At 37.4% G+C, this 24011-nt stretch carries 21 protein-coding genes and 1 tRNA gene; all 22 read left to right on the plus strand.

Annotation, left to right across the window (positions count from 1 at the left end; all coding sequences use genetic code 11):
• Positions 1–2: 2 nt before the first annotated feature.
• The 22 genes from lpxA to P9L98_03585 all read left to right on the plus strand — a co-directional run bounded on the left by lpxA (position 3) and on the right by P9L98_03585 (position 23832).
• Positions 3–767, plus strand: coding sequence for an acyl-ACP--UDP-N-acetylglucosamine O-acyltransferase (gene lpxA / locus P9L98_03480; protein MDP8216364.1), 765 nt, complete (start codon positions 3–5; stop codon positions 765–767).
• Positions 758–1564 carry a UDP-2,3-diacylglucosamine diphosphatase LpxI gene (gene lpxI / locus P9L98_03485; protein MDP8216365.1) on the plus strand — a complete coding sequence of 269 codons (807 nt, stop codon included), beginning with the start codon at positions 758–760 and terminating at the stop codon, positions 1562–1564. Before lpxA ends, lpxI begins: the two co-directional genes overlap by 10 nt.
• Before the next feature lie 57 nt (positions 1565–1621).
• Positions 1622–3505 carry a tRNA uridine-5-carboxymethylaminomethyl(34) synthesis enzyme MnmG gene (gene mnmG / locus P9L98_03490; protein MDP8216366.1) on the plus strand — a complete coding sequence of 628 codons (1884 nt, stop codon included), beginning with the start codon at positions 1622–1624 and terminating at the stop codon, positions 3503–3505.
• Positions 3487–4158, plus strand: a complete 672-nt coding sequence (locus tag P9L98_03495; protein MDP8216367.1) for a hypothetical protein — start codon at positions 3487–3489, stop codon at positions 4156–4158. The genes mnmG and P9L98_03495 overlap by 19 nt, the downstream gene beginning before the upstream one ends.
• Positions 4140–5096: a biotin--[acetyl-CoA-carboxylase] ligase gene (locus tag P9L98_03500; protein ID MDP8216368.1), complete on the plus strand. Its 957-nt coding sequence runs from the start codon at positions 4140–4142 to the stop codon at positions 5094–5096. The genes P9L98_03495 and P9L98_03500 overlap by 19 nt, the downstream gene beginning before the upstream one ends.
• A 119-nt stretch (positions 5097–5215) precedes the next feature.
• Positions 5216–6478 (plus strand): hypothetical protein, encoded by a 1263-nt coding sequence (locus P9L98_03505; protein MDP8216369.1) that lies wholly within the window; start codon positions 5216–5218, stop codon positions 6476–6478.
• Positions 6451–8238 (plus strand): TonB-dependent receptor, encoded by a 1788-nt coding sequence (locus P9L98_03510; GenBank protein MDP8216370.1) that lies wholly within the window; start codon positions 6451–6453, stop codon positions 8236–8238. Before P9L98_03505 ends, P9L98_03510 begins: the two co-directional genes overlap by 28 nt.
• A 46-nt stretch (positions 8239–8284) precedes the next feature.
• Positions 8285–9265 (plus strand): DNA polymerase III subunit delta', encoded by a 981-nt coding sequence (locus P9L98_03515; GenBank protein MDP8216371.1) that lies wholly within the window; start codon positions 8285–8287, stop codon positions 9263–9265.
• Positions 9249–10061: a stage 0 sporulation family protein gene (locus tag P9L98_03520; GenBank protein ID MDP8216372.1), complete on the plus strand. Its 813-nt coding sequence runs from the start codon at positions 9249–9251 to the stop codon at positions 10059–10061. The genes P9L98_03515 and P9L98_03520 overlap by 17 nt, the downstream gene beginning before the upstream one ends.
• Entirely contained in the window at positions 10051–11610 is a 1560-nt protein-coding gene (gene metG / locus P9L98_03525) for a methionine--tRNA ligase (protein ID MDP8216373.1), read from the plus strand. Before P9L98_03520 ends, metG begins: the two co-directional genes overlap by 11 nt.
• A gap of 3 nt (positions 11611–11613) precedes the next feature.
• On the plus strand, positions 11614–12987 hold the full coding sequence (locus P9L98_03530; protein MDP8216374.1) for a YchF/TatD family DNA exonuclease: 1374 nt from the start codon (positions 11614–11616) through the stop codon (positions 12985–12987).
• Between the two features lie 5 nt (positions 12988–12992).
• Entirely contained in the window at positions 12993–14045 is a 1053-nt protein-coding gene (locus P9L98_03535) for a type II CAAX endopeptidase family protein (protein ID MDP8216375.1), read from the plus strand.
• Complete coding sequence (mtnA, locus tag P9L98_03540) at positions 14042–15115, plus strand: S-methyl-5-thioribose-1-phosphate isomerase (protein MDP8216376.1); 1074 nt, start codon at positions 14042–14044, stop codon at positions 15113–15115. The genes P9L98_03535 and mtnA overlap by 4 nt, the downstream gene beginning before the upstream one ends.
• The gene (gene thiL, locus P9L98_03545; protein MDP8216377.1) at positions 15108–15992 is read left to right on the plus strand and encodes a thiamine-phosphate kinase; all 885 of its coding nucleotides are present in this window, start codon (positions 15108–15110) and stop codon (positions 15990–15992) included. Before mtnA ends, thiL begins: the two co-directional genes overlap by 8 nt.
• Positions 15976–16437: a tRNA (adenosine(37)-N6)-threonylcarbamoyltransferase complex ATPase subunit type 1 TsaE gene (tsaE, locus tag P9L98_03550; protein MDP8216378.1), complete on the plus strand. Its 462-nt coding sequence runs from the start codon at positions 15976–15978 to the stop codon at positions 16435–16437. Before thiL ends, tsaE begins: the two co-directional genes overlap by 17 nt.
• Before the next feature lie 5 nt (positions 16438–16442).
• Entirely contained in the window at positions 16443–17120 is a 678-nt protein-coding gene (tsaB, locus tag P9L98_03555) for a tRNA (adenosine(37)-N6)-threonylcarbamoyltransferase complex dimerization subunit type 1 TsaB (protein ID MDP8216379.1), read from the plus strand.
• Between the two features lie 21 nt (positions 17121–17141).
• Positions 17142–18269 (plus strand): alanine racemase, encoded by a 1128-nt coding sequence (gene alr, locus P9L98_03560; protein ID MDP8216380.1) that lies wholly within the window; start codon positions 17142–17144, stop codon positions 18267–18269.
• A gap of 90 nt (positions 18270–18359) precedes the next feature.
• Entirely contained in the window at positions 18360–20012 is a 1653-nt protein-coding gene (ilvD, locus tag P9L98_03565; protein ID MDP8216381.1) for a dihydroxy-acid dehydratase, read from the plus strand.
• A gap of 9 nt (positions 20013–20021) precedes the next feature.
• Positions 20022–21473, plus strand: coding sequence for an RtcB family protein (locus tag P9L98_03570; GenBank protein MDP8216382.1), 1452 nt, complete (start codon positions 20022–20024; stop codon positions 21471–21473).
• Between the two features lie 28 nt (positions 21474–21501).
• On the plus strand, positions 21502–22755 hold the full coding sequence (serS, locus tag P9L98_03575) for a serine--tRNA ligase (protein MDP8216383.1): 1254 nt from the start codon (positions 21502–21504) through the stop codon (positions 22753–22755).
• 108 nt (positions 22756–22863) lie between these two features.
• A tRNA-Ser gene (locus P9L98_03580) sits at positions 22864–22951 on the plus strand.
• A gap of 59 nt (positions 22952–23010) precedes the next feature.
• A complete protein-coding gene (locus tag P9L98_03585) occupies positions 23011–23832 on the plus strand; it encodes a sulfide-dependent adenosine diphosphate thiazole synthase (GenBank protein ID MDP8216384.1) in 822 nt (273 codons plus the stop codon).
• Positions 23833–24011: the final 179 nt, after the last annotated feature.

The following is a 24011-nucleotide window of genomic DNA, read 5'->3' on the forward strand; positions in this document are numbered from 1 at the left end:
AGATGATTCATCCCACCGTAATTATCAATAGCGGATCAAAGATAGCTTCTGATGTTGAGATAGGCCCTTATACCGTTATTGGTGGCGACGTTGAAATAGCATCAGGTACAAAGATAGCATCTTTTTGCACTATTACAGGCTATACAAAGATTGGAAAAAACAATAATATCTTCTCTAATACTGTTTTAGGAAGTATTCCTCAGGATTTAAAATATAAGGGTGAGAAGAGCAATCTCATTATTGGAGATGGAAATAAAATAAGGGAGTTTGTAACTATGAACCCTGGGACTGGTGAGGGAGGTAAGACCGAGATAGGTAATAATAATCTGATTATGGCTTATGCGCATATTGCACATGATTGTATAATAGGAAACAATGTTATTATAGCCAATGTTGGGACTCTAGCGGGGCATGTTGAGATGGAAGATGGTGCAATACTGGGTGGTCTTGCTGCGATACATCAGTTTGTCAGAGTTGGAAGATTAGCGATCATAGGAGGATGTTCTAAGGTTACTCAAGATATACCGCCTTTCTCTATGTGTGATGGTCATCCTGCCAAATTCAGAGGTTTGAACCTTGAAGGACTTAAAAGAGCAGGATATAGTGTTGAGGAGCGGATGATTTTAAAAAAGGTTTTTAAAGTCCTCTTTCTATCTAAGCACTCTCTATCAAATGCTATAGAGATTGTTTCTAAAGAGTATAAAAGCAGAGAGATAAATTCTCTGCTTGATTTTGTGGCTAAATCAAAAAGAGGTATATGCAGATAGAGAGAGTTGGTCTTATAGCGGGAGGTACAGAGTATCCTCTTTTAGCGGCGAAGCAGGCTAAATTGAAGGGAGTTCAAGTCTATGCTGTTGCTATCAAAGGTTTGACGTTATCTGAGCTTGAGAGAGAAGTGGAAGATTTAATCTGGATAGAACTTGGTCAGTTTAAACCTTTAATAGATTTTTTCAAAAAATATGAGATATCATCTGCTATTATGGCAGGCAATGTTAAAAAAGAAGATCTATTAAAACATTTTAAGCTTGGTCCTCGAGTTTTTGCCATGATGAAAGGTTTTACTAATAAATCAGATATGAATCTACTTGATATAGTTGCTAATGAGCTAAAAAAAGTAGAAATTAAATTGCTAGATGCTAGAACTTTTCTGGATGACTATATTGTCAAGAAGGGTTGTTTGACGCAGAAGCCCCCAACAGATAAAGAATGGGAAGATATTCGTTTTGGTTGGGATTTAGCAAAGGCGGTATCTTCTTTCGATGTCGGTTTAACTGTTGTTGTTAAAGATAGAGTAGCTCTGGCAATTGAGGCTGTTGAGGGAACTAATGAGGCTATTAAGAGGGGGGCAAATCTTGGCGGAGAAGGATTTGTTGTTGTAAAAGTGGCACGGCCTAATCAAGATATGAGATTCGAGCTTCCTGTTGTCGGACTTGATACCATAAAGTTGTTAAAGAAGCTTAAAGCATCTATTCTTGCGATCGAGGCTGATAAGACTCTGTTTTTTGATATCCCTGATTCAATTAAAGAGGCAGATGGAGGCTCTATCTCTATAGTAGCGTTATAGCGATTACATTCCGTTATTTGATAGAAAATATTGCCTCAATCTATTATATTATTCACTATGTTAAGCTCTCAAAAATTGTACGATACTATTGTTGTCGGTGCTGGTCATGCAGGTATTGAAGCTGCTCTGGCATCTGCTCGTATGGGTTCTGAAACACTTCTTTTAACTATGAGCATAGCAAATATTGCCCAGATGTCTTGTAATCCTGCAATAGGAGGGGTAGGCAAGGGTCAGCTTGTCAAGGAGATTGATGCCCTCGGCGGTGAGATGGCAAAAGCTATAGATGAAGCTGGAATACAGTTTAGAATCTTAAATTCTTCAAAAGGTGCAGCAGTTCGCTCTTCCCGGGCTCAGGCAGATAAGGTGAGGTATAGTCTCTATATGAGAAGAGTGCTTGAAGGACAAGATAATTTAGATATAAGAGAAGCTAAAGTAGTAAGCCTTATAGTAAAAGATAAGAGCGTTAAAGGTGTTCTAACGGAAGATTCTGTTGAGTTTAAGGCTAAGACTGTAATTTTGACTCCGGGAACATTCTTAAATGGTTTAATACATATAGGATTGGATAGCTATTTTTCAGGGAGGATGGGTGAAGGGGCAAGCTTAGCGCTCTCTGAAAATCTTAAAGAATTGGGTTTTGAGATAGGAAGATTTAAAACGGGTACACCTGCGAGAATCTATAAAAATTCAATAGATTTTTCTAAGATGCAAGTTCAACATGGCGATTATCCGATACCGTTTTTTTCATTCTGGACTAAAAATAAAGAATTGGAGCAGATTGACTGTTTTCTGACTTATACAAATAAGGCAACTCATGAGATAATCAGGGATAATTTGGATAGATCTCCTCTATATTCAGGCCGTATTAAAGCAACAGGAGTGAGGTATTGCCCGTCTATTGAAGATAAGGTAGTCAAGTTTCCGCATCACGAGCGCCATCTGGTCTTTTTAGAACCTGAAGGTCTTCAGACAGATGAATATTACCCCAACGGAATCTCAAACTCTCTCCCTATAGATCTACAGATTAAAATGGTGAAAACTATTCCAGGTTTAGAGAGGGCTGAGTTTGCAAAGCCGGCATACGGAATAGAACATGATTATATAGATCCGACTCAGTTATATCCGACATTAGAGACAAAGCTGATTAAAAATCTTTACCTTGCCGGGCAGATTAACGGAACTACTGGCTATGAAGAAGCAGCAGCTCAGGGACTTATGGCGGGAGTGAATGCAGCTTTAAGGGTTAAAGGTAAGGCTGATTTTATCCTAGATAGGAGTCAGTCCTATATCGGGGTTTTGATAGACGAGCTTGTTACTAAGGGTACAGATGAGCCTTTCAGGATGATGACTTCCCGGGTTGAATTTAGATTGCTATTGAGGGAGGATAATGCTGTTTTAAGGTTAAGCGAATTTGGTTATAAGTTAGATTTGCTTACCAAGGAGAAGTATAAAGATGTTTTAGGTTTTAAAGATAGAATAGCAGAGGCAGGGGAATATTTGAAAAGGAATAGAATAAGAACTGAAATATTAGGAGAGAAGATGCCTTCGTTAGGAATTTTAAACTCAAGGCAGTCTTTAAACTACGAGAGTTTACTACGGCGGCCTGAAATCGATTTTAATCATATTAAACTATTGGATGATAAGATTGCTGGATTTGATGACAATATTTTAAATCAGATAGAGATAGAGCTAAAATATGAAGGCTATATTAAAAGACAGTTTAAGCAGGTTGAAGAGTTTAGAAAGATTGAGAACATAAAGCTGTCATTTGATTTAAATTATAAGAATATGTCCGGATTGTCATTAGAGGCAAAAGAGAAGTTAAATAAGCTTAAACCTCTGAGTTTAGGGCAGGCATCGCGTATCCCGGGTATTACACCTGCAGCCATTGCGTGCCTTATGGTCTATTTAAAGAAAAATAAATCATGGAAGGAAAAGAATTAGTAAATAAATTAGAGAGTTTTATTTTGGGAGAGAGAGCAGCTGTTTTTGGAACAGCTTTTGTTGAAAGTATAAAATCCGAGTTCAAACTATCACAAGGTGAGATGGAAGGCTTAGATCACGCTATAAGTTTTGGTTTTAAATTATCCAGCGCGGTTTTAGATGGTATTATTGAATACCCTACAAAATTATATTTTCATCACTATAGGATGGTTAATATGTTTTTAGACCAGCTCTCCTTAAAGGTTGTTAGAATAATCGAAAAAGAGGGTTTTAGGGCTCTAGCCATACCGGCTTCACAGATTGTCGATTGGAAGAGACAGACTTCTTATCTATCGCATAAAAAGGTAGCCTATCTATCTGGTTTAGGCTGGATAGGCAGAAACAATCTCTTGGTTCACCCTGAGTTTGGTTCTCAATTGAGGTTTGCTACTGTTTTAACCAGCCTTAAACTGCCTTCTAAAGAGCCTCTAGGATTTGGCTGCGGAGATTGTAGGCTATGTATCTCCTCTTGTCCTGTTGGAGCGATAACAGATGATCCAGAAGACTTTAATCACTTGGCCTGTTATAATAAACTAGATGAGTTTAAAAAGAAGAACTTTGTAGGTCAACATATCTGTGGAATATGTGTTAAGGTATGCAGAGTAAAGGCATAAAACAGAGGGTTAAAATTTTAAAGATTCTAAGTCAATCTGACTTTGTATCAGGTCAGAGTATTGCAGATAGCTGCAATATAAGCAGGATTGCGGTCTGGAAACATATAAACTATCTGAAGAGTAAAGGGCTAAAGATAAATACTTATCTCAATAAGGGATATAGTTTCACCGGATTTGGCGATAGGTTGCTTCCTGAAGTGGTTAGACTCAATCTCCTCAAGAATAATTTTATAAAGGATATTATCTATTTTAATGAGATCGATTCTACCAATAATGCTGCTAAGAGAATACTTAAAGAAGGTTCTCTGGTTATTGCAGAGCAGCAGAAGAAAGGGAGAGGTAGGAATGGAAAGGAGTGGAAGTCTGAGAAGTACAAAGATATTCTTTTCTCTGTTACGGTCTCTCCCAAGATGCCCTATCACTATCTTCCGATTTTTAATATTGTAGGTGCATTATCTATAGCCGGAGCTTTAAATAGGTTGTTTAAGATAGATGCAAAGACCAAATGGCCAAATGATATCTTAATAGGGAATAAGAAAGTAGCTGGGGTGCTGGTCGAATTTATCGCAGAGATTGACTTAATAGATAAGCTTATTTTAGGAGTCGGCATAGATGTAAATTCTAAGCCGAAGATATCTAGAGCCTCTTCAATTTTATCTATTCTGAAGAAAGGCAAATTAGATAGGCTGGAAATTTTAATCGCAGTTGTTAACGAGCTGCATAGTTTTATAAAATTAATTGGAAATAAAAATTTCTCTAAAATCCAGGCTATCTGGAAGAGCTGTTCATTGGATTACGGTAAAGATGTAAAGGTAAAAGAGAATGGAAAAATAATTGTCGGAAAGTCAGATGGAATAGATAGTTATGGCAATTTGATTCTTAGAGAGGGCCGTACTATCTCTATCCTCCATACTGTAAGCTCTCTTAAGATTATATAGTTTGAATCATACCCAATCCACCATGGTTAATTTTTTATAACCTTTATTGACATTGTTTACTTTTTTTATATAATTGTTAACATCAAATATCAATCTTTTCAGTTTTTTGATTAAAAACTATGTATCGAAAGAATTTTTATTTAGCTGGAAGAGGTGTTGGCTTATCTCAGTTAGTATTTTCGCTTTTAGCAACAATAGTAGGTGCTTCGTCAACAATCGGTTTGATGAGCTTTGCCTATGCCGTTGGTCTGCCCGCTGCTCTATGGCTTATATTTCGTTCACTGGGATTATTTTTGCTCTCCTTGTGTTACTCAGGATTTTTTTCAAAAGACGATAACTATACAATTTCAGAATTCCTGGGTAAGAGATACGGTATTGAAGTCAAAAAGATTGCAAGCTGGGCTATATTTCTATCTTGGATTGGGGTTATTGCTGCTCAGATTCTTGCATTAAAAGAACTAATTGGGGTATTTATTCCCGCGGCTCCTTCAGTTCCAACCGTTCTTGTAATAACAATATTTTTAGCAGCATATACTCTAATAGGGGGGCAGAGAGCGGTAATAGTTACAGATAGAGTGCAGCTTTTGCTTTTGATATCGGGACTCTTGGCTATAAATTTTGTTTTTATAAAAAGATTAGGATGTAATTGTATAAATATAGGTTCTGATTATATTAATTTTCCTGTCAATAGTAGATTTTCCATGTCTGAATTATTATACCTCGGCTCTGTATTGATACCTGTATATTTTATAGGTCCGGATATACATTCCAGGATTTTCTGTTCTCGCGATAAGAGAGTTATTAAAAAAGCTCTTAAGATTACAGCTCTGATTCTTTTACCCCTTTCATTATTGATAGTATTTCCTGCTTTAATGCTTCATGGTGCTCCAGTTTTTTCTGGCCCAACCGATGTTTTGAATCTTTTTTTTAATCAGCTTATAGATTTTAGACCTGCTTTTTACCTTTTCTTAGTTGCCTTAATATCTACGCTTCTCTCTTCAGCAGATAGTTGTCTTATGACATCAGCTACCATATTTACACACGATATATTAAACCTACATAGAGATAGAGATGTTCTTTATACCAGGATTACTATATTCTCAATAGCATTGCTGGCATTTGTTTTAAGTTTTTATTTTAAAGATATTATCAGTCTTCTTAAAGCCTCTTATTCAATCTATACATCGGGCGTATTTATTCCTTTCTTATTGATTCCTTTTAAAGATAGATTGAAAATCAAAAATAGAGCTGTTTTTATAAGCATGCTGGTCTCAGGCTCTATCGGGATAGTATCTGTTTTTTCGGGTTTTAAGATTGGAGTAATCTGTTCATATTTAGCCTCAGGAGTTGTTATATGTATTCTCTCTTATCTAAAAAAGTGAATTTAGTCCTTTTTGCGTTAACTCTGATTAAAACTATAGATGCTTCTGAGATAATTAAATTGTCCCCTATAGCTCTTAGAGATGATTTTTCTTTTTTTTCAGGTCCGTCTTTTTCAAGCAGCAAATTAGTTACAAAAGAAGAGGAGAGTTTTCTCTATGGCTCCATAGATGATCTTATTGAGAGCGAATTCAATATCGATATACAGCAGCGCGGTCTGTTTGCTGTGCAATCGGAGCTGAATATCAGGGCCAGTAGTTTTGAGCAGAGCCTTGTTGTTGTTGATGGGGTTAATCTTAGTGATCCTCAGACATCTCATTTCAGTATGGATCTACCGCTCTCTAATTATGATTGGCAGAGTATAAAAGTGTTAAAAGGATCAAGCTCTTCTCTCTATGGTTCTCATGCTATAGGCGGGGTACTTGATATTGAGACTGTTAGCCCGCGGGAGAATAATCTAAGAGTAAGCAGTACTTTTGGGGAGAAGCAGCTGCGTGTTTTTGATATTGCCTTAGATAGGGTTAGTGAGCCATTGAACTATCATCTAAGTATTCAGCAAAGTTCCTCTGCCTCCTACAGGGAAGAGACTGATTTTAGCTCATTCAATATATTCTCTAAGTTTATTTTTAATGAAATATTTGGTTCACCCAAAGTCGTTCTTGCCCATAATAGCAAAAAGTTTGGCGCCAGCTCTTTTTACTCCTCCAGTTATCCTAGAGAAGAGGAGAATATAGATACAGAGCTTTATATTGTTAATTTTGATTTTATTTGGAATAATTTTGCTTTCTCTCCGATTTTATATTTTCGTCGTCATTGGGATAAGTTTATTCTTGATAGAAGTAACCCTGATCTGTTTAAAAACGTCAGCACTAATTATATTAGAGGGATTAAATTACCCTTCAGCTTTGCAATGCTTGATACCGGTATAGACCTATCTCTGGAAGTTAGAGAGGAAGAGATTGACAGCACAAATATGGGTAAGCATTCAAGATCTCTGTTCTCTTTGTCTACGGCAGCATCTAAAGAACTATCGGATAGATTAAGTTGTTTGATAAGTTTTAGAATAGATAATTATAGTGGCCTTGATATTGAGGTAAGTCCGGGGCTCTATCTTGAGTATAGACTAACAGAAGATAAAGGTATCTTTTCGTCTTTTCAGAGAGCGTATCGAGTGCCGAGTTTTACAGAGCTCTATTACTCCAGCCCGGCCAACATTGGAAATCTTAGCTTGTCAGTTGAGGATTCTTTTAGCATAGAATTAGGCTACTTAAAGAAAGGTATCTTATCTTACGGGGCTTCAGTTTTTCGGCGCTTTGATTACAATTTAATTGATTGGGCCAGAAACTCTACTTCTGATGCCTGGAGAGCTCAGAATGTCTCTTATGCTAAAACAGATGGAATCGAAGGCTGGCTCTCTTATGATGATTTTAAATTCTCATATGCTCTGTTTGATGCAGAACATAAGAGCAGAGCATCTTATAGTAAATATATTGCTAATTATCTTCAATATAATTTTAGTGTTTCACAAAAAATAGAAACAGATTATTTCAATATTAACTTAGGTTTAAGCTATCAGGAAAGAGTTAAAAATAGCGGATTTTTTAATTTAGACGTAGTCTTATTTAAAGAGATTATTTTAAAAGGTAATTCCGTTGATCTTTACCTAAAGTTTATGAATTTAACCAATGCTTCGAAGTCTGATATAGGAGGCGTTCCGCTGCCCGGAAGATGGGTCTCAATGGGTATAGCAATGGCATTTTAGCCATTTAAAACTCCAATCTTGAAGCTATTTAGAGTATAATAAACGGATGGCTTGGGATAGATTTTTAGATCAAGATAAGATAATCTCTATACTTAGGTCTTATATAGAGTTAGATCAAGTATCAGGCAGCTTTATATTTTCAGGATTAAAAGGGGTCGGCAAGTTCTCTATCGCTAAAGAGTTCTCTAAATCTGTTAATTGTTTACAAAGTGCTGGAGATAGCTGTTCCGTTTGTCAGAACTGTGTTCAGATAGAGAGAGAATTTCATCCCGACTTTTATATTGTTCGTCCAGCAGAGAAATCCGGTGAGATAACCATTGATATGATAAGAGAGTTGCAGAGGTTCTTGAATCTCTCTCCCGCAAATGCGAGAAAGAAGTTTTTTATAATAGATCAGGCTGAGAAGATGAATATTGAGTCAGCCAATGCATTTCTTAAAAGCCTTGAAGAACCTCCTTTAGATTCTGTTATTATCCTGGTTAGTTCAAGGCCGGGTGCTCTCATTGCTACTATAAAATCCCGCTGTAAAGAGTTGAAATTTAGACCCTTAAGTAAGAAGACTATAGGGATACTGCTGAGAGATAAGTTTGAATTGACTATAGAGGAATCAGCAAGAATATCGGCTCTCTCTGAAGGCGGATTAGATTTCGATTTAGAGGGCATAGATTTAACCGGTATTGAGACAACTTTAAAAGAGTTTTTCCGCTTCCCGCGGTTTAAAGAGAGAGGAGATAAAAACCTTTTGCATCAGCAGAGGGAGAGGTTAAAAGATAAGATTAGAATTCTGATTCTTTATATTAGAGATATTCTGTGTATAGTCAATGAAGTCGATTCTCTATCAGTTTTTCCAAGTTTAGACAATAGAGATAAGGTTATAAATATTGAGTCCAAAGATTTAATTGAAAAAATAGATAAATTGGAGTATCTTTACAGTGCGTTAGGTTCAAACGTAAATCCGGATTTTATCTATAAAGTAGTTAGAAATTTATATAAGGAGGTTGAGCTTAAAAGTGAAATACACAGTTAATGTGCGTTTAAGAGAAGCAGGCAATGCAATAAATGGCTTTTGCGAAGATATCCCTCTCTTAGCCGGAGATATCGTTATTCTTCAGGTAGAGAGAGGCTATGATTACGGTGAGGTTATTTCCGACCCCCATCAGATGAGTAGTGATAAAGATATAAAAGGAGCTTATAAGGTTATAAGAAAAGCAACCAGGGAAGACTTTCTGCAAATAAAAAGAAATGAGAGAAAATCCAGAAGTGCTGTCAGAATATTTGAAAGAAAATTACGCCAACATAAGCTGGAGATGAAACTTGTTGGAGCAGAGTATGCGTTTGACAGGACAAAGATAATTTTCTATTTTACAGCTGAGGAGAGGATAGATTTCCGCTCCCTCGTGCGTGATCTGGCCAAAATATTCAAAACCCGCATAGAGCTTAGACAGATAGGTGTTAGAGATGAAGCTAAGATATTGGGTGGTTACGGTGTTTGCGGCAGACCGCTCTGTTGTGCTTCATTTTTAAAAATGTTTTCTCCTGTCACTGTTAAGTTTGCTAAAGAGCAAAACCTTCCCATGAATCCGAGTAAGATATCCGGTGTCTGCGGGAGGCTGATGTGTTGTTTAGGTTTTGAGAAAAAGTTCTACGATCAGGCACTAAAAACAATGCCTAAGATAGGACAGAAAATAGATTTAGAAGACGGTAAGGCCAAGGTCATAGATGTAAATTATATTACAGGATTTACCAAGGTTGAATGTGAAGACGGAAGGATTAAGAAGATAGACTTTAGAGATAAAAAGCCTGTTTCTAAAAATGAAAAATAAGAAATTCTGCATAACCACTCCGCTCTATTATGTAAATGGAGAGCCTCATATCGGTCACTCCTATACCAATGTAGCAGCAGATGTTTTAGCTCGTTATATGAGGATGAAGGGAGAGAGCGTATATTTTTTGACTGGCACCGATGAGCATGGCCAGAAGATTGAGAGAGCAGCCAAAGAGTCAGGTTCGGATGATGTTAAGGTTTTCTGTGACTCAATAGTAAATAAGTTTATTGACCTCTGGGGTATTTTAAATATATCTTACGATGATTTTATTCGTACAACAGAGTTTCGCCATGAAGAGACGGTCAAGAAAATTCTCGGCTCTCTTTATAAGGAGGGGTATATCTATGAATCAAACTACGAAGGTTGGTATTGCATGCCCTGTGAGACTTTCTGGATAGAGTCTCAGGTTGAGAACAAGCTTTGCCCTGACTGTGGAAGAGAGTTAGAATTTATAACCGAGAAAAACTATTTTTTAAAAATGTCAGAGCATAGAGATTGGCTTAAAAACTACCTGCAAGACAATAAAGGTTTTATCTTGCCTCAGTCACGTTTTAATGAGGTTATCTCTTTTCTTGAAAACCCATTGGCGGATCTATGCATCTCCCGCCCTAAAGAGAGGGTTTCATGGGGAATAGCTATCCCCTTTGATAACGATTATGTTACTTATGTCTGGTTTGAGGCTCTGCTTAACTATATAACAGCCCCAGGTTTTTTAAGAGAAGATGATAATTTCGAGAGTATTTGGCCTGCAGATGTGCAATTTATGGCAAAGGATATTTTGCGTTACCATGCTGTCTATTGGCCGATAATGCTGCATATGTTAGGGTTGGAACTTCCTAAGATGGTATTCTCTCATGGTTGGTGGTTAGTAGAGAAGGAAAAGAGTATTGATAAGATATCTAAATCAAAGGGTAATGTGGTTGATCCCAGGGAGTTGGTCAATAAATATAGCACTGATGCTTTGAGGTATTTTTTACTTAGAGAGGTTCCTTTTGGAATGGATGGGAACTTTTCAGAAAGCAGTTTTATAAAACGGGTCAACTCGGACTTGGCTAATGACTTCGGAAATCTTATTTTCAGAACTTTGAATATGATAGTAAAATATTATGACGGTATTATTCCGAAAAACGAGAGAGCTTTTGATAACTGCGATGAGTCTTTCTCTTCTAAAATTGCGTCAATCTATGAAAAGATTGAAGAGTTCATGAAGAGAGTTGATTATCAGAATGTTTTAGAGACTATATGGGAGTTAATAAGTGCAGCAAATAAATATATCGAGTTAAAAGCCCCCTGGAAGCTTAAAAAAGAAGACCCCGATGAGCTTGCCTATGTTATATATACTCTCTCTGATGTAATAAGGATTGTTTTGGTAGCACTTACTCCTTTTATTCCGGCATCTACTCAGAAGGCATGGTCTTATTTCGGGTATAAGGATAAGGTTGAAGAACATAGTTATTCTGAAATATCATTATGGGGCAAAATCCCTTTTAATCAGATTGTTGAAAAAGGAGAGCCTCTATTTCCCAGGATAGAGGTAGAAAAGTAATAAATGTATCTTGTCGATACTCATTCTCATCTCTGGCATCCGGAGTTTAAATTTGATTTAAAAAGAGTGGTCAATAGAGCTAAAGAAAAGAGTGTTGAATACATAGTTGTATTAGGCGTTGATTTAGATACCTCTCTTAAATCCCTCTCTATTGCAAGAAAGTTCAAGAATATCTATGCTGCTGTAGGGTCTCACCCGCATAATGTAAAATCTTTTAAAGATAGAGATCTGCTGATTTTAAAGAAGCTGCTCAGGAGAAAGAAGGTTGTTGCTTTTGGGGAGATAGGCCTTGATTACTACAGGAAGAGTTCAACTTCTAAGAACCAGATATCAATGTTGGAGAGACTGCTTGGACTATGGCAGGATTTTAACCATCTTCCGCTTGTTATACATAATAGAGATGCTGATGAGGATATATTATCAGTCCTGGATAACATAAAAAGATTTTCGCCTAAGGTTATTATGCATTGTTTCTCCGGAGATATTGATTTTTTAAAAAAGTGTCTAAAGAGAGGTTTCTATATATCCTATGCTACCAATCTGACGTTTAATCGAGATTTAAAAAAACTTATTAAGCATACACCATTGGATAGACTATTGCTTGAGACAGACTCTCCCTATCTTGCGCCTTTAACAAGGAGAGGCGGTAGAAATGAACCTGCATTTTTAAAAGATTCTTTAGATATTGTTTTAAAAGAGAGATCGGTAACTGAAGAAGATCTCAGGCGGTCTCTAGCATTAAATTCTAAGAGGGTGTTCGGTATAGGGAGCATCAAGAGAGAACCCAAGTATCTGTATAGATATAAGGATGGTCTATATATAAACCTTACAAATAGATGCAGCAACAGGTGTTATTTTTGCAGCGGTTTGGTCAGTGATTATTTTGCGGGGCATAATTTAAGACTTAAGAGAGAACCTAAAATAGGCGAGGTTTTAAGGGCTATTGAAAAAGAGAAAGGATTTGATGAAGTTGCTTTTTGCGGCATAGGAGAACCTTTCTTTAAGTTTAGAGAGTTAAAAGAGATAGCTAAGGGTTTAAAAAGCAAGGGTTATAGAGTCCGCGTTATTACTAATGGATGCGGTAATTTAATCTCAAAAAGAAATCTCTTGCCCGAACTTAAAGGCTGTATCGACAGCATATCTATCAGTCTGAATGTCGAGGATAAAGATAAGTATAATTCTTTCTGTAATCCCGATTTTGGAGATGATACTTTTAACAGAGTGATAGATTTTATTAAAGAGTCAAAAAAATATATACCTTGGGTAGAAGTAAGTTTTTTAGATATAGAGGGGTTCTCCCTTGAAAAAGCCAGGAAAATAACTGATGATTTGGGAGTTAAATGCAGAGTAAGGGCCTATAATTTGATTAAAGCCTGATTATTATGGATTTTAAGAAAGGTTTAAAAGATTTTGTCGATGAGTTTGGTTTTTATATCTTTATACTCTTCTCTACATTTGTAATATCTCTCTTTGAAGCAGCTATCCCAAGGAGAATATGTCTTGGTCAGTTATACTCCAAGGCTTTAGCTTTAAAGCAGGTGTGGGAAGAGAGGCTGGCTTTAAACGAAGAGAAGTTTTTAAATTTAGAAACTATTTTTGGTTCTCCGCTTTTTTTGATATTTTTGATATTCGCTTTTATCTCTATGGTTATGTTCTTAATCCAAATTTATAGAGCATTGACTTTAAAACCTCTTATAAAGAGATCCAATTTCTCTCCTTCTCCTCTCTGGAGTTTAAAAGATTTTCTTAAGATATTGGTTTGGGTTATATTCTGGCTTCAGATTTTCTCTGTCTCAGATGAGTTGCTGGGATTTTTTATGAAAATATCGACCGAAAGAGAGTATATAGTCTTTAATCTTTTTAACTCATTTGCTTTAGATGTTACAATATTCGTTCTAATTTTATACTGGCTTAAGAAGTATTTCGGGCAGGGTCTGTCTGCAGTAGGTATAGGGCTTAAAAAGATGCTTTATTCTCTTAAAATAGCACTATCAAGCTATCTTTCTTTTATCCCTCTGCTCTTTATAGTTATGGTTTTAAGTTTGGCATTTTTGGGCAAGTATGAGAAAGCAAGTTCTCCGCAGTTGATATTCTTTTTTCTTCTTTTTGAAAAGAACCCTCTTGTTCTAACTTTGACCTCTCTCTTTGTCATTTTAATCGGGCCTTTTGTTGAAGAACTGTTTTTTAGAGGTCTGCTATACACCGTTTTAAAAAAGTCAATAGGGGGATTACAGGCGCTCGTAATCTCATCTTTATTGTTTGCGTTTCTCCATATGAATATCATAGGTTTTTTTCCCATACTGGCTTTAGCTTTTCTATTTGTATATCTTTATGAGAAGACGGGTTCTCTATGGTGCTCTATATTCGTGCATGTTCTGCATAATGGTTTTATATTGCTATTGATATTTCTCTGGAGGAGATATGTAGGGATATGATGGATTTTAAAGATTTCTACGGTAAGAGTTTTCATATAGAACATTTAAAATGGGATGGAAGCTGTCTTGAGGTTTTAGATCAGAGGCTGCTTCCTGATAAGATATTTTGGGTGAGCGCAAATAACATAGAGGATGTCTTTAATCTAATTAGAAAGATGTATATTAGAGGTGCACCTCTAATAGGGATTGTTGCTGCTTTCGGGGTAGTTCTAAAGATAAAGTCTGACATGCCCAGAGATATTGCAGGGCTAGAGAGGCAGATTGATAGTGCAATAGAGATATTATCTAAATCTCGGCCCACAGCGGTAAATCTACACTGGGCGTTAAGAAGAATTAAAGAAGTTTTCAATAAGAATAGAGATAGAAATTTAATTGAATTGATAGATATTATAGAGAATGATGCACTATCTATATGGAAAGAGGATCTAGAGCAATCTTACAGAATAGGAGATTTAGGTTCTGAGCTAATAGAAGATGAGGATAACGTTCTAACGCATTGTAATGCTGGTGGACTTGCAACAGGGGGCTATGGTACGGCTCTGGCTGTATTCTTCAGCGCTAAAGAGAGAGGAAAGAATTTTTCCGTCTATGTAGATGAGACAAGGCCTCTGCTTCAAGGCGGGAGGTTGACTTGCTGGGAATTAAAAGAGGCAGGTATAGATTATAAATTAATTACCGATAGCATGGCCGGGTTTTTAATGAAAGAGAAGAAGATAGACAAAGTGTTTGTCGGAGCCGACAGAATAGTTAAGAACGGTGATTTTGCCAATAAGATCGGTACTTATTCTTTAGCCAGACTTGCAGGGATACATAAATTACCTTTCTATGTTGTTGCTCCTTCAACCAGTTTCGACTTATCTCTGGATAGAGGAGAGGATATTCCCATTGAAAGAAGAGGTTCTGATGAGGTTCTTAAGATATCCGGGGTTAGAGTTGCGCCTTCCGGTACTAGAGTTGAAAATCCGGCTTTCGATATAACCGAGTCTGAATTTATAACTGCCATAATAACTGAGAAAGGAATAATAGAGAGACCTTTTAAAGAGAGAATCAAGAAGGTGCTAAATGGATGAGGATAGATTGGTAACCTTATTAACTTCATTGTTTAAAGATGATAGAGGTTTAATAGGTATAGGAGATGATGCTGCGGTATTACCATATAAGGAGGGTGAGAATCTTCTCTTTACAACCGATACCATTATTGAAGGCAGACATTTTGTAAAGGATAGATTAAGCCCGTATTATATAGGCCGTAAGGCTATGGCGGTTAATATATCAGATATAGCTGCTATGGGAGGGGAGCCTCTCTATGCGGTGGTCAATCTTGGAATTAAAAGACTGGATAAAAGTTTTGTATCCAACATCTATAAGGGTATTAAGAATATAGCCGAAAGGTATGGCATAAAAATAGTGGGCGGTGATACGGTTAAGAGCAGCTCTCTTTTTTTGGCTGTTGCTATGATAGGCAAGGTTAAGAGTGGTCGTCTATTGACTCGATCCGGGGCTAAGACTGGCGATACTATCTATGTTACAGGTACTATTGGCGGAGCTACCTCTTCTTCTAAGCATTATAAATTTAATCCAAGATTGAAAGAGGCTCAATGGTTGAGTCGTAATTTCAAGATAAATTCTATGATAGATGTAACAGATGGCTTGATTTTAGATCTTAGTAGATTATGCAGGGCTTCTAATAAAGGTGCTATCTTAGATAAAAGATTGATTCCTTTGTCAACAGGAGCAGCCAGCTTTAGCAGTGCAGTCAAAGAGGGGGAAGATTTCGAATTATTGTTTACCGCTTCAAAGAAGAGTAATATTCCAGGCTCTATTCCAGGTTGCGGTCTTAAAGTCAGGTCTATAGGCAATATTATAGGAAAGAGAGATAGAATCCTTATTCAGGAGGCAGGACGGGTGAGAGAGGTTAAAGTAGGGGGTTATGACCATTTCAAGTAAAAAGATTTATACTAATTCTGAGCAGGAGACTTTTAATTTAGGCAAGAATATGGCGAACTCTATCTCTCCTGGGGTAGTGGTCGGTTTTGAGGGAGAGCTGGGTGCGGGTAAGACCGTTCTTGTAAAAGGTATTCTGGCAGGATTAGGATATGAGCCCAAAAATGTAGTTAGCGCTTCTTTTGTTTTAGCCCAGGAATATAAAGCCAGGTTCCCTGTTGTTCATATGGATCTTTATAGATTGACCAATAAAGCTGAAATATTTGAAATTGATTGGGATGATTACATTTCCAGAGAGAATGTCGTTCTTGTAGAATGGGCGGAAAAAACCAAAGGCGTTTTAATTCTGGATGTTTCGGTAAAGATAGTTCTTCTATCCGAAGATAGGCAGCGGTTAGTAGAGGTTGATACAGATAACGTAAAATTTTTAAAGGAGATAACTTTTTAATTAAGATGTTTATTCTTGGGATAGATGCTTCTTCAGATCGGTTGAATATCGGATTGGGTAAAGATGGCGAGCTGGTCTCCAGCCTATCACTGGAAAATCCTCGTAAGCATACAGCCTTGTTATATAAATATATTAATGCGGTATTAGAGAAGAGAGGGATAGCAGTTGAAGATCTAAGTTGTTTTGCTGCTGTTGTAGGTCCAGGTTCCTTTACTGGAATAAGGATAGCTGTTACAGCAGTTAAGGCTCTTGCTTATGCTTTAGATAAAGACGTGGTGGCTTTAAACTCTTTGGATCTATTAGCCTTGAACGCATCTCCTTTTAAAGGCGATACTGTTGCTTCTTTAATGGACGGCAAGAGAGGCAATATCTATTTTTCTAAGTATAAAAGAAGTGGGGATGGCTTTAAAAGAGTTAGTGAATATGCTCTAATATCTGCAGAAGAAGCTGGAGATAGATTAAAAGATCTGGATATTGTTTTGGGAGATGGAGTTGATATGTTAAGAGAAGTTTATCCTCATATAGAGAATAACTTAAATATTCCAGATAAAGAGAGCTGGTCTATAAAGCCTGAATATATGATAAGTTCAGCTTTTCACAATTGGAATAATGGAGAGAGGGAGAATATATTTGATTTAAAGCCCGTTTATATTTATCCTAAAGAGTGTACGATAAGGAGATAGTATAATTAAAAAAGGTGTAATATGCAGATAGACCTAAGAAATAGAATATCCTCCAGATGCTGGTTAGAGATAGATTTAAATATTTTAAGGTCTAATCTCCTAAATTTAAGAAAGTTTTTAAAATCAGAAGTCGGCATTATTGCTGTTGTAAAGAGTGATGCCTATGAGCATGGAATAAAAGAGGTTGTAGAAACCCTGGCAGATCTGGTCGATATCTTTGCAGTCTCCAGCCTTAATAAAGCCTATGAGATTAAAGAATGCGGCATAGATAAACCCATTCTCTTCCTCTCTAATCCTTTAGGGGCTGATGATCTAAATTTTATAATAGAGAAGGATATAATTCCGGTTATAAATAGCATTGAGTTTTTAGATTCTTTTCAAAGAAGAGCCGTACAGGCTGGTATTAAAATTCCGGTACATATCAAAATTGATACTGGTATGTCTAGATTAGGTGTAGGGTGGGAGGAGAGCAATAGACTGATAAAGGCTCTTCTTAAAGCCAGCCATCTTGATGTTCAAGGCTGCTTTACTCATTTTGCACATGCTGAAGATATAGATTTTACGAGGTTGCAGGCAGAGAGATTTCAACATTCAAGAACTCTTCTTAAGTCCCATGGTTATAATTTTATATCTCATGCGGCCAATAGTTCTGCAACTTTACGCATGCCTTCTCTCTGGTATGATTTTGTAAGACCGGGGCTGATTCTTTATGGGGTATACCCTGATTCTGGAGTAAAAAATAGAATTAGGATAACCCAGGCTATGAGCTTTAAAACCCGCCTTATAGAGATAAAGACTGTAAGAAGGGGGAGTTTTATAGGATATTGCTGTACCTATAAAGCTTCTTTGGATATGAAGATAGGCATTATTCCTGTAGGTTATAATCAGGGTATTCCTTGGAGTTCTTCAAATAGAGGTTCAGTTCTTCTGAGGTCCAAAAGAGTGCCTATTTTAGGTAGAATTTCTATGGATCAGATAATCGTTGATTTAAGGGAGGTCGAAGAGGCTCAGATAGGTGATGAGATTGTAATTACAGGAAAACAGGGGACTGAAGAGATAAGAATTGAAGAGCTGGCTGAGTTATCCAATACAATCCCTTATGAAGTTTTATGTAGTTTGGGCAAAGCTAAAGACAGAGTCTATCTTTAACTTGTTTAATTTATTAAATTATTTTTTTGTTGTCTATAATTTTAGAGCTGTTGTTATTTTTAGATAATAGATTTGCAAAAGGAGGTAGGAATGCGTAGTGATAAAATAAAGAGAGGAGTGGAGCGGGTTCCGCATAGGGCGTTGCTCTATGCAACAGGAGTATCTAAGACTGCCTGGAGAAAACCTTTTATAGGGATGGTTTCAAGTTTTACTGATCTTGTGCCGGGACATGTTAATATGCGTGTTTTAGAGCGTGCAATTGAGCAGGGTGTGTTCTCTGGAGGCGGTGTGGGTTTTTATTTTAGTGTACCCGGTATCTGTGATGGTGTTGCAATGGGGCATAGCGGTATGAGGTATTCTTTACCGTCGCGTGAATTGATAGCAGATATGATCGAGAGCACTGCTAATGCTCATCAGCTTGATGGTCTTGTCTGTCTCACTGATTGCGATAAGATTACTCCGGGTATGCTGATGGCTGTTGCCAGAATTAATATACCTGCGATTATTGTTACGGCCGGGCCCATGCTTGCCGGTAATTATAAAGGTAAGAGGCTCTCTTTAGTCCGTGATACTTTTGAAGCCATAGGTCAATATAGAGCAGGTAATATATCAAGAGATGAACTTACTGAATTAGAGTGCCGTGCTTGTCCTGGAGCTGGTTCATGCCAGGGAATGTATACAGCAAATACAATGGCCTGTTTAACGGAGGCATTAGGAATGAGCCTTCCTCTCTGTGCCACCTCTCCGGCTGTGTCTGCTGAGGCGGTAAGAATTGCAAGAGATAGCGGCGAAAGGGTTGTGGAGCTTGTAAAGAAAGATATAAAGCCAAGAGATATAATGAATAATAAATCGTTTGATAATGCTATAGCAGTTGATATGGCTTTGGGTGGTTCGACAAATACTGTCTTACACCTTAAAGCTGTTGCGCATGAAGCAGGAGTAGAATTATCACTGGATAGGTTTGATCAGATAAGCAAGAAGACTCCTAATATTTGTAAGCTCAGGCCGGCTGGAGATTACATGATGGAGGATCTACATAGAGCAGGGGGTATACCGGCTGTTCTTAAGAGGCTTAAAAAATTAATCAAAAACAATATTACTACCTCAGGTCATATGGTTCATAAAATCTTAGATAATGCAGAGATATTTGATGATGATATTATAAGGTCAACAGATAGAGCCTATTCTAAAGAGGGTGGTATTGCGATATTAAAGGGTAATATTGCTCAAGATGGTGCGGTTGTTAAACAGTCGGCGGTATCTAAGGAAATGCTTAAATTCAAAGGTAAGGCCAGGGTTTTTAATTCTGAAGAGGCTGCAAATAAGGCTATTTTAGACGGTAAGATAAAGAAGGGGTCGGTTGTTGTTATAAGATATGAAGGACCTAAGGGCGGTCCCGGTATGCGTGAGATGCTGGCTCCGACTTCAGCCGTATATGGTATGGGTTTAGCTAATGATGTTGCCTTGATAACTGATGGCAGGTTTTCAGGAGGTACCCGTGGGCCCTGTATCGGACATATCTCTCCAGAGGCCCAAGAAGGGGGTGCTATTGCTTTAATTCAGGAGGGAGATGTTATTAAGGTTGATATTCCTAAAGGAAAGTTAAATCTTTTGATCTCCGAGAAAGAGTTAAAAGAGAGAAAAAAGAGATGGCGTAGTCCAGAGTTAAAAGTAAAAGAGGGCTGGCTCTCCCGCTACGCGAAGCTGGTTAGCTCTGCCAGTACAGGGGCTGTTTTTAAATAAGCTTTTGCAATGATAACTTCTCAGATAGAGAAAATAGATAATTATAGGTGGCGTATACCGAGAGATTATCAGAAAGGTATGAGAGTTCCGGGGATAGTCTACGCCACTGAGGATATGTTTGATAAAGCTATAGACAGTCAGGCCTTTAAGCAGGTTGCCAATGTTGCCCATCTTCCTGGGATAGTTAAATACTCTCTGGCCATGCCCGATATCCACTGGGGTTATGGTTTTCCAATAGGAGGGGTTGCAGCAACCGATCCTGACAATGGCGGTGTTATCTCACCCGGTGGAGTTGGGTATGATATAAACTGCGGCTTAAGGCTTTTACGTTCGGATATAGAGTATAAGGATATTGAAAAAGAGGTTATCAATTTGGTTTCATCTATCTATTCCTCTGTTCCTGCAGGAGTTGGCTCAAAAGGTGATGTCAGATTGTCCAGAAAAGAGGAGAGGAGTCTTTTATTAAAGGGTGCAAGGTGGACTGTTGAGAAAGGATTTGGAGTAAAAGAAGATCTAACATACTGCGAAGAGAATGGTCAGATAGAGGGAGCAGATCCTGATAAAGTAAGCGATAGAGCATATGAGAGAGGTAGAGACCAGTGTGGAACTCTTGGTTCCGGGAATCATTTCTTAGAGATTCAGGTGATAGATGAGATATACGATGAGTATTCTGCTGATAGGTTAGGACTAAAGAGAGGTGCTGTCACAGTAATGATCCATACCGGTTCTCGCGGGTTTGGTTACCAGGTCTGCGATGATTATTTAAAGACCATGGTTAAAGCAGTCAGTAAATACGATATAAGCATTCCAGATAGACAGCTCGCTTCCGCTCCCATTAATTCTAGGGAAGCGAAAGATTATATCGGGGCTATGAGATCTGCTGCTAACTATGCCTGGGCTAATCGGCAATATATTACTTATTTAATAAGGACTGTTTTTGAAAAGGTCTTTGCTCAGAGCTGGGACTCTTTGGGACTCAATTTAGTATATGATGTTGCTCATAATATTGCAAAATTCGAAAAACATATTGTAGATGGAAAGAAGAAAATATTATGTGTTCACAGAAAAGGTGCGACACGTGCATTCGGACCTGATCATCCTGAGATACCGGAAAAATATAAAGATATAGGTCAACCTGTGATTATACCCGGAGATATGGGTACGGCCTCCTATCTTCTGCTTGGAACTGAATCTGCAATGAGAGAGAGTTTTGGTTCAACCTGCCATGGGGCAGGCAGGGTTATGTCCAGAACGGAAGCGATTAAAAAAGGCAGGAATAGATCTATTAGTAAAGAGCTTAAAGATAGAGGAATATTTGTTTTATCTAGAGGCAAGAAGACATTGATTGAAGAGATGCCTGATGCATATAAAGATATAGACCAGGTGGTTGATGTTGTTGTGTCGGCGGGAATATCAAAAAAAGTTTGTAGAATGAGACCGGTTGGTGTTGTTAAAGGGTAGTTAGTTGCGATAAAAACAGGGAGGATATATGTTGGATCCAAAATTTATTCGTGAAAATAGTAATTTAATAAGAGAGTCTTTAAAGAATCGTAATATGGATTTCGATATAAGCAATTTTTTAGATTTAGATGAAAAGAGAAGAGTTTTTATAAAAGAGATAGATGATTTAAGGTCTGAGCATAACAGGGAGAACAAGAAGATTCCGGAATTAAAGAAGAGAGGTGAAAATATTAATGTTAAGTTAGAAGAGTTAAAAAAGCTCTCCGATAAAATAAGTTCTAAAGAACAAGATTTAAAAGATAGGGAAGATAAATTAAAAGTTTTACTTCTGAATATTCCTAATATTCCGCATCAATCTGTTCCTGTTGGCCCTGATGCTTCTTTTAATAAAATAGTTAGAGAATGGGGTGGAGACAAGAAGTTTGATTTTAAGCCTCTAACTCATATTGAATTAGCCGAACATTTAGATATTATTGATTTTTCAAGAGCAGCTAAGATAACAGGATCTAATTTTATTCTATTTAAAGGTTTTGGGGCAAAGCTTGTCAGGGTGTTAATGAATTTTATGTTAGATTTACATACTCAAAAGCATGGCTATTGCGAAGTATGGCCTCCATTATTAGTCAATAGGGATAGTATGATTAGCACAGGTCAACTGCCTAAGTTAGAAGAGGATATGTATAAACTGAACGGCGAAGATTACTTCTTAATTCCTACGGCTGAAGTACCTCTAACCAATATTCACAGAGATGAGATTTTGAATGAAGACGACCTGCCTATCTATTATACGGCTTATACTCCCTGCTTTAGAAAAGAGGCAGGCTCTTACGGTAAAGATACTAAAGGTTTAATTAGAGTACATCAGTTTGATAAGGTCGAGATGGTTAAGTTTACTACCCCTGAATCTTCTTGGGATGAACATGAGAAGTTAACTCAAGATGCGGAAGAGGTTTTACAGCTTCTGGGTTTAAGATATAGAGTTGTTGCACTCTCAACAGGTGATCTATCGTTTGCGGCTTCTAAGTGCTATGATTTAGAAGCTTGGACATCGGGATTAGAGAGGTGGCTTGAGGTCTCAAGCTGCTCTAATTTTACTGATTTTCAGGCCAGGCGGGCTAATATAAAAATGAGAAGAAAGGATGGCTCTTTAACTTATGTACATACTCTCAACGGTTCCGGACTTGCTTTCGCCAGGATTATAATATGCCTTCTAGAGGTTTACCAGCAGAAAGACGGTTCTATCTCTATTCCTGATGTTTTACGTCCTTATATGGAAAAATAGGTAAAATAACATTTTAATAATATTTAAAGATAGATACTTTAGTTTTAGATGTCTTTTCCATTGCATAATCCTCTATTTCTATTACAATTTAACAATAGCTTTTAGTCCGGAGGCGTGGCAGAGCGGACTAATGCGGCGGTCTTGAAAACCGTTGTCCTTTACGGGACCAGGGGTTCAAATCCTCTCGCCTCCGCCATTTCTTGTATTGTGAATGTAATATATTACTGTTAGTGTATAACTTAGGAGGTTAAATCAATGGTTAAGTTTAGTAGCATATCTGAGGCAAAAATAAGTCGAGCTATAGTTAAGGAATTCAACGAATTTTTATCTAATTATATAGAGTCTGATGTCATTATAGTTGGCGGTGGTCCATCTGGATTAATGGCTGGCAAGAGGTTGGCTGAAAATGGTTTTAAAACTCTTTTAATAGAGGCTAACAATTATCTTGGAGGAGGATTCTGGATGGGTGGATTCTTCATGAATACTGTCACTTTCCGTGATCCTTCTCAGAGAATTTTAAAAGAGATTGGGGTTCCTTATAAAGAGGCAGAGGCTGGTCTATTTACTGTAGATGGGCCGCATGTTTGTTCACGCTTGATTGCCAGTGCTTGTGACGCTGGATTAAAAATATTAAATCTTGTCAGGTTTGATGATCTTGTATTAAAGAAGAATAACAAAGTTGGCGGTGTAGTTATAAACTGGGCCGCAGTAGAAAGTCTACCCAAGCAAGTACGTTGTATAGACCCTATTGCAATAGAGTCTAGGTTGGTAATAGATTCTACTGGTCATGATGCATGTGTAGCAAATCAATTGGCAAAACTTGGGTTATTAGAGATGAAAGGTGAAAAATCTATGTGGGTTGAGAAATCTGAGGATTTAATTGTTGAGCAGACCGGCGAAGTTCATCCGGGTTTGATTGTTACAGGTATGGCCGTAGCTTCAGTCTATGGTGTCCCCAGAATGGGGCCTACTTTTGGAGCTATGCTTTATTCTGGAATAAAAGGTGCTGATGAGGCTAAAAGAATTTTGAGTTCTTCTAGTCCTAATATATCGGATAGAGAAGAAATACTGAGCTAATATTCTAAATTTATTTTTATAAGTTTTGATATTTATGATTGAAAATGTTATTTCTATTTAAAAGTGAGAATTTTATTGCTCCAAGATGTCTATGCTTTATCTTAGCCGTTATCCGAAAAAATAGCCACCAGACTTATCTCTGGGCGAATTAAAATCCACTTGCCCAAATCCTCTTTTAT

Source organism: Candidatus Kaelpia imicola, from assembly GCA_030765505.1.
Lineage (GTDB): Bacteria > Omnitrophota > Gorgyraeia > Kaelpiales > Kaelpiaceae > Kaelpia > Kaelpia imicola.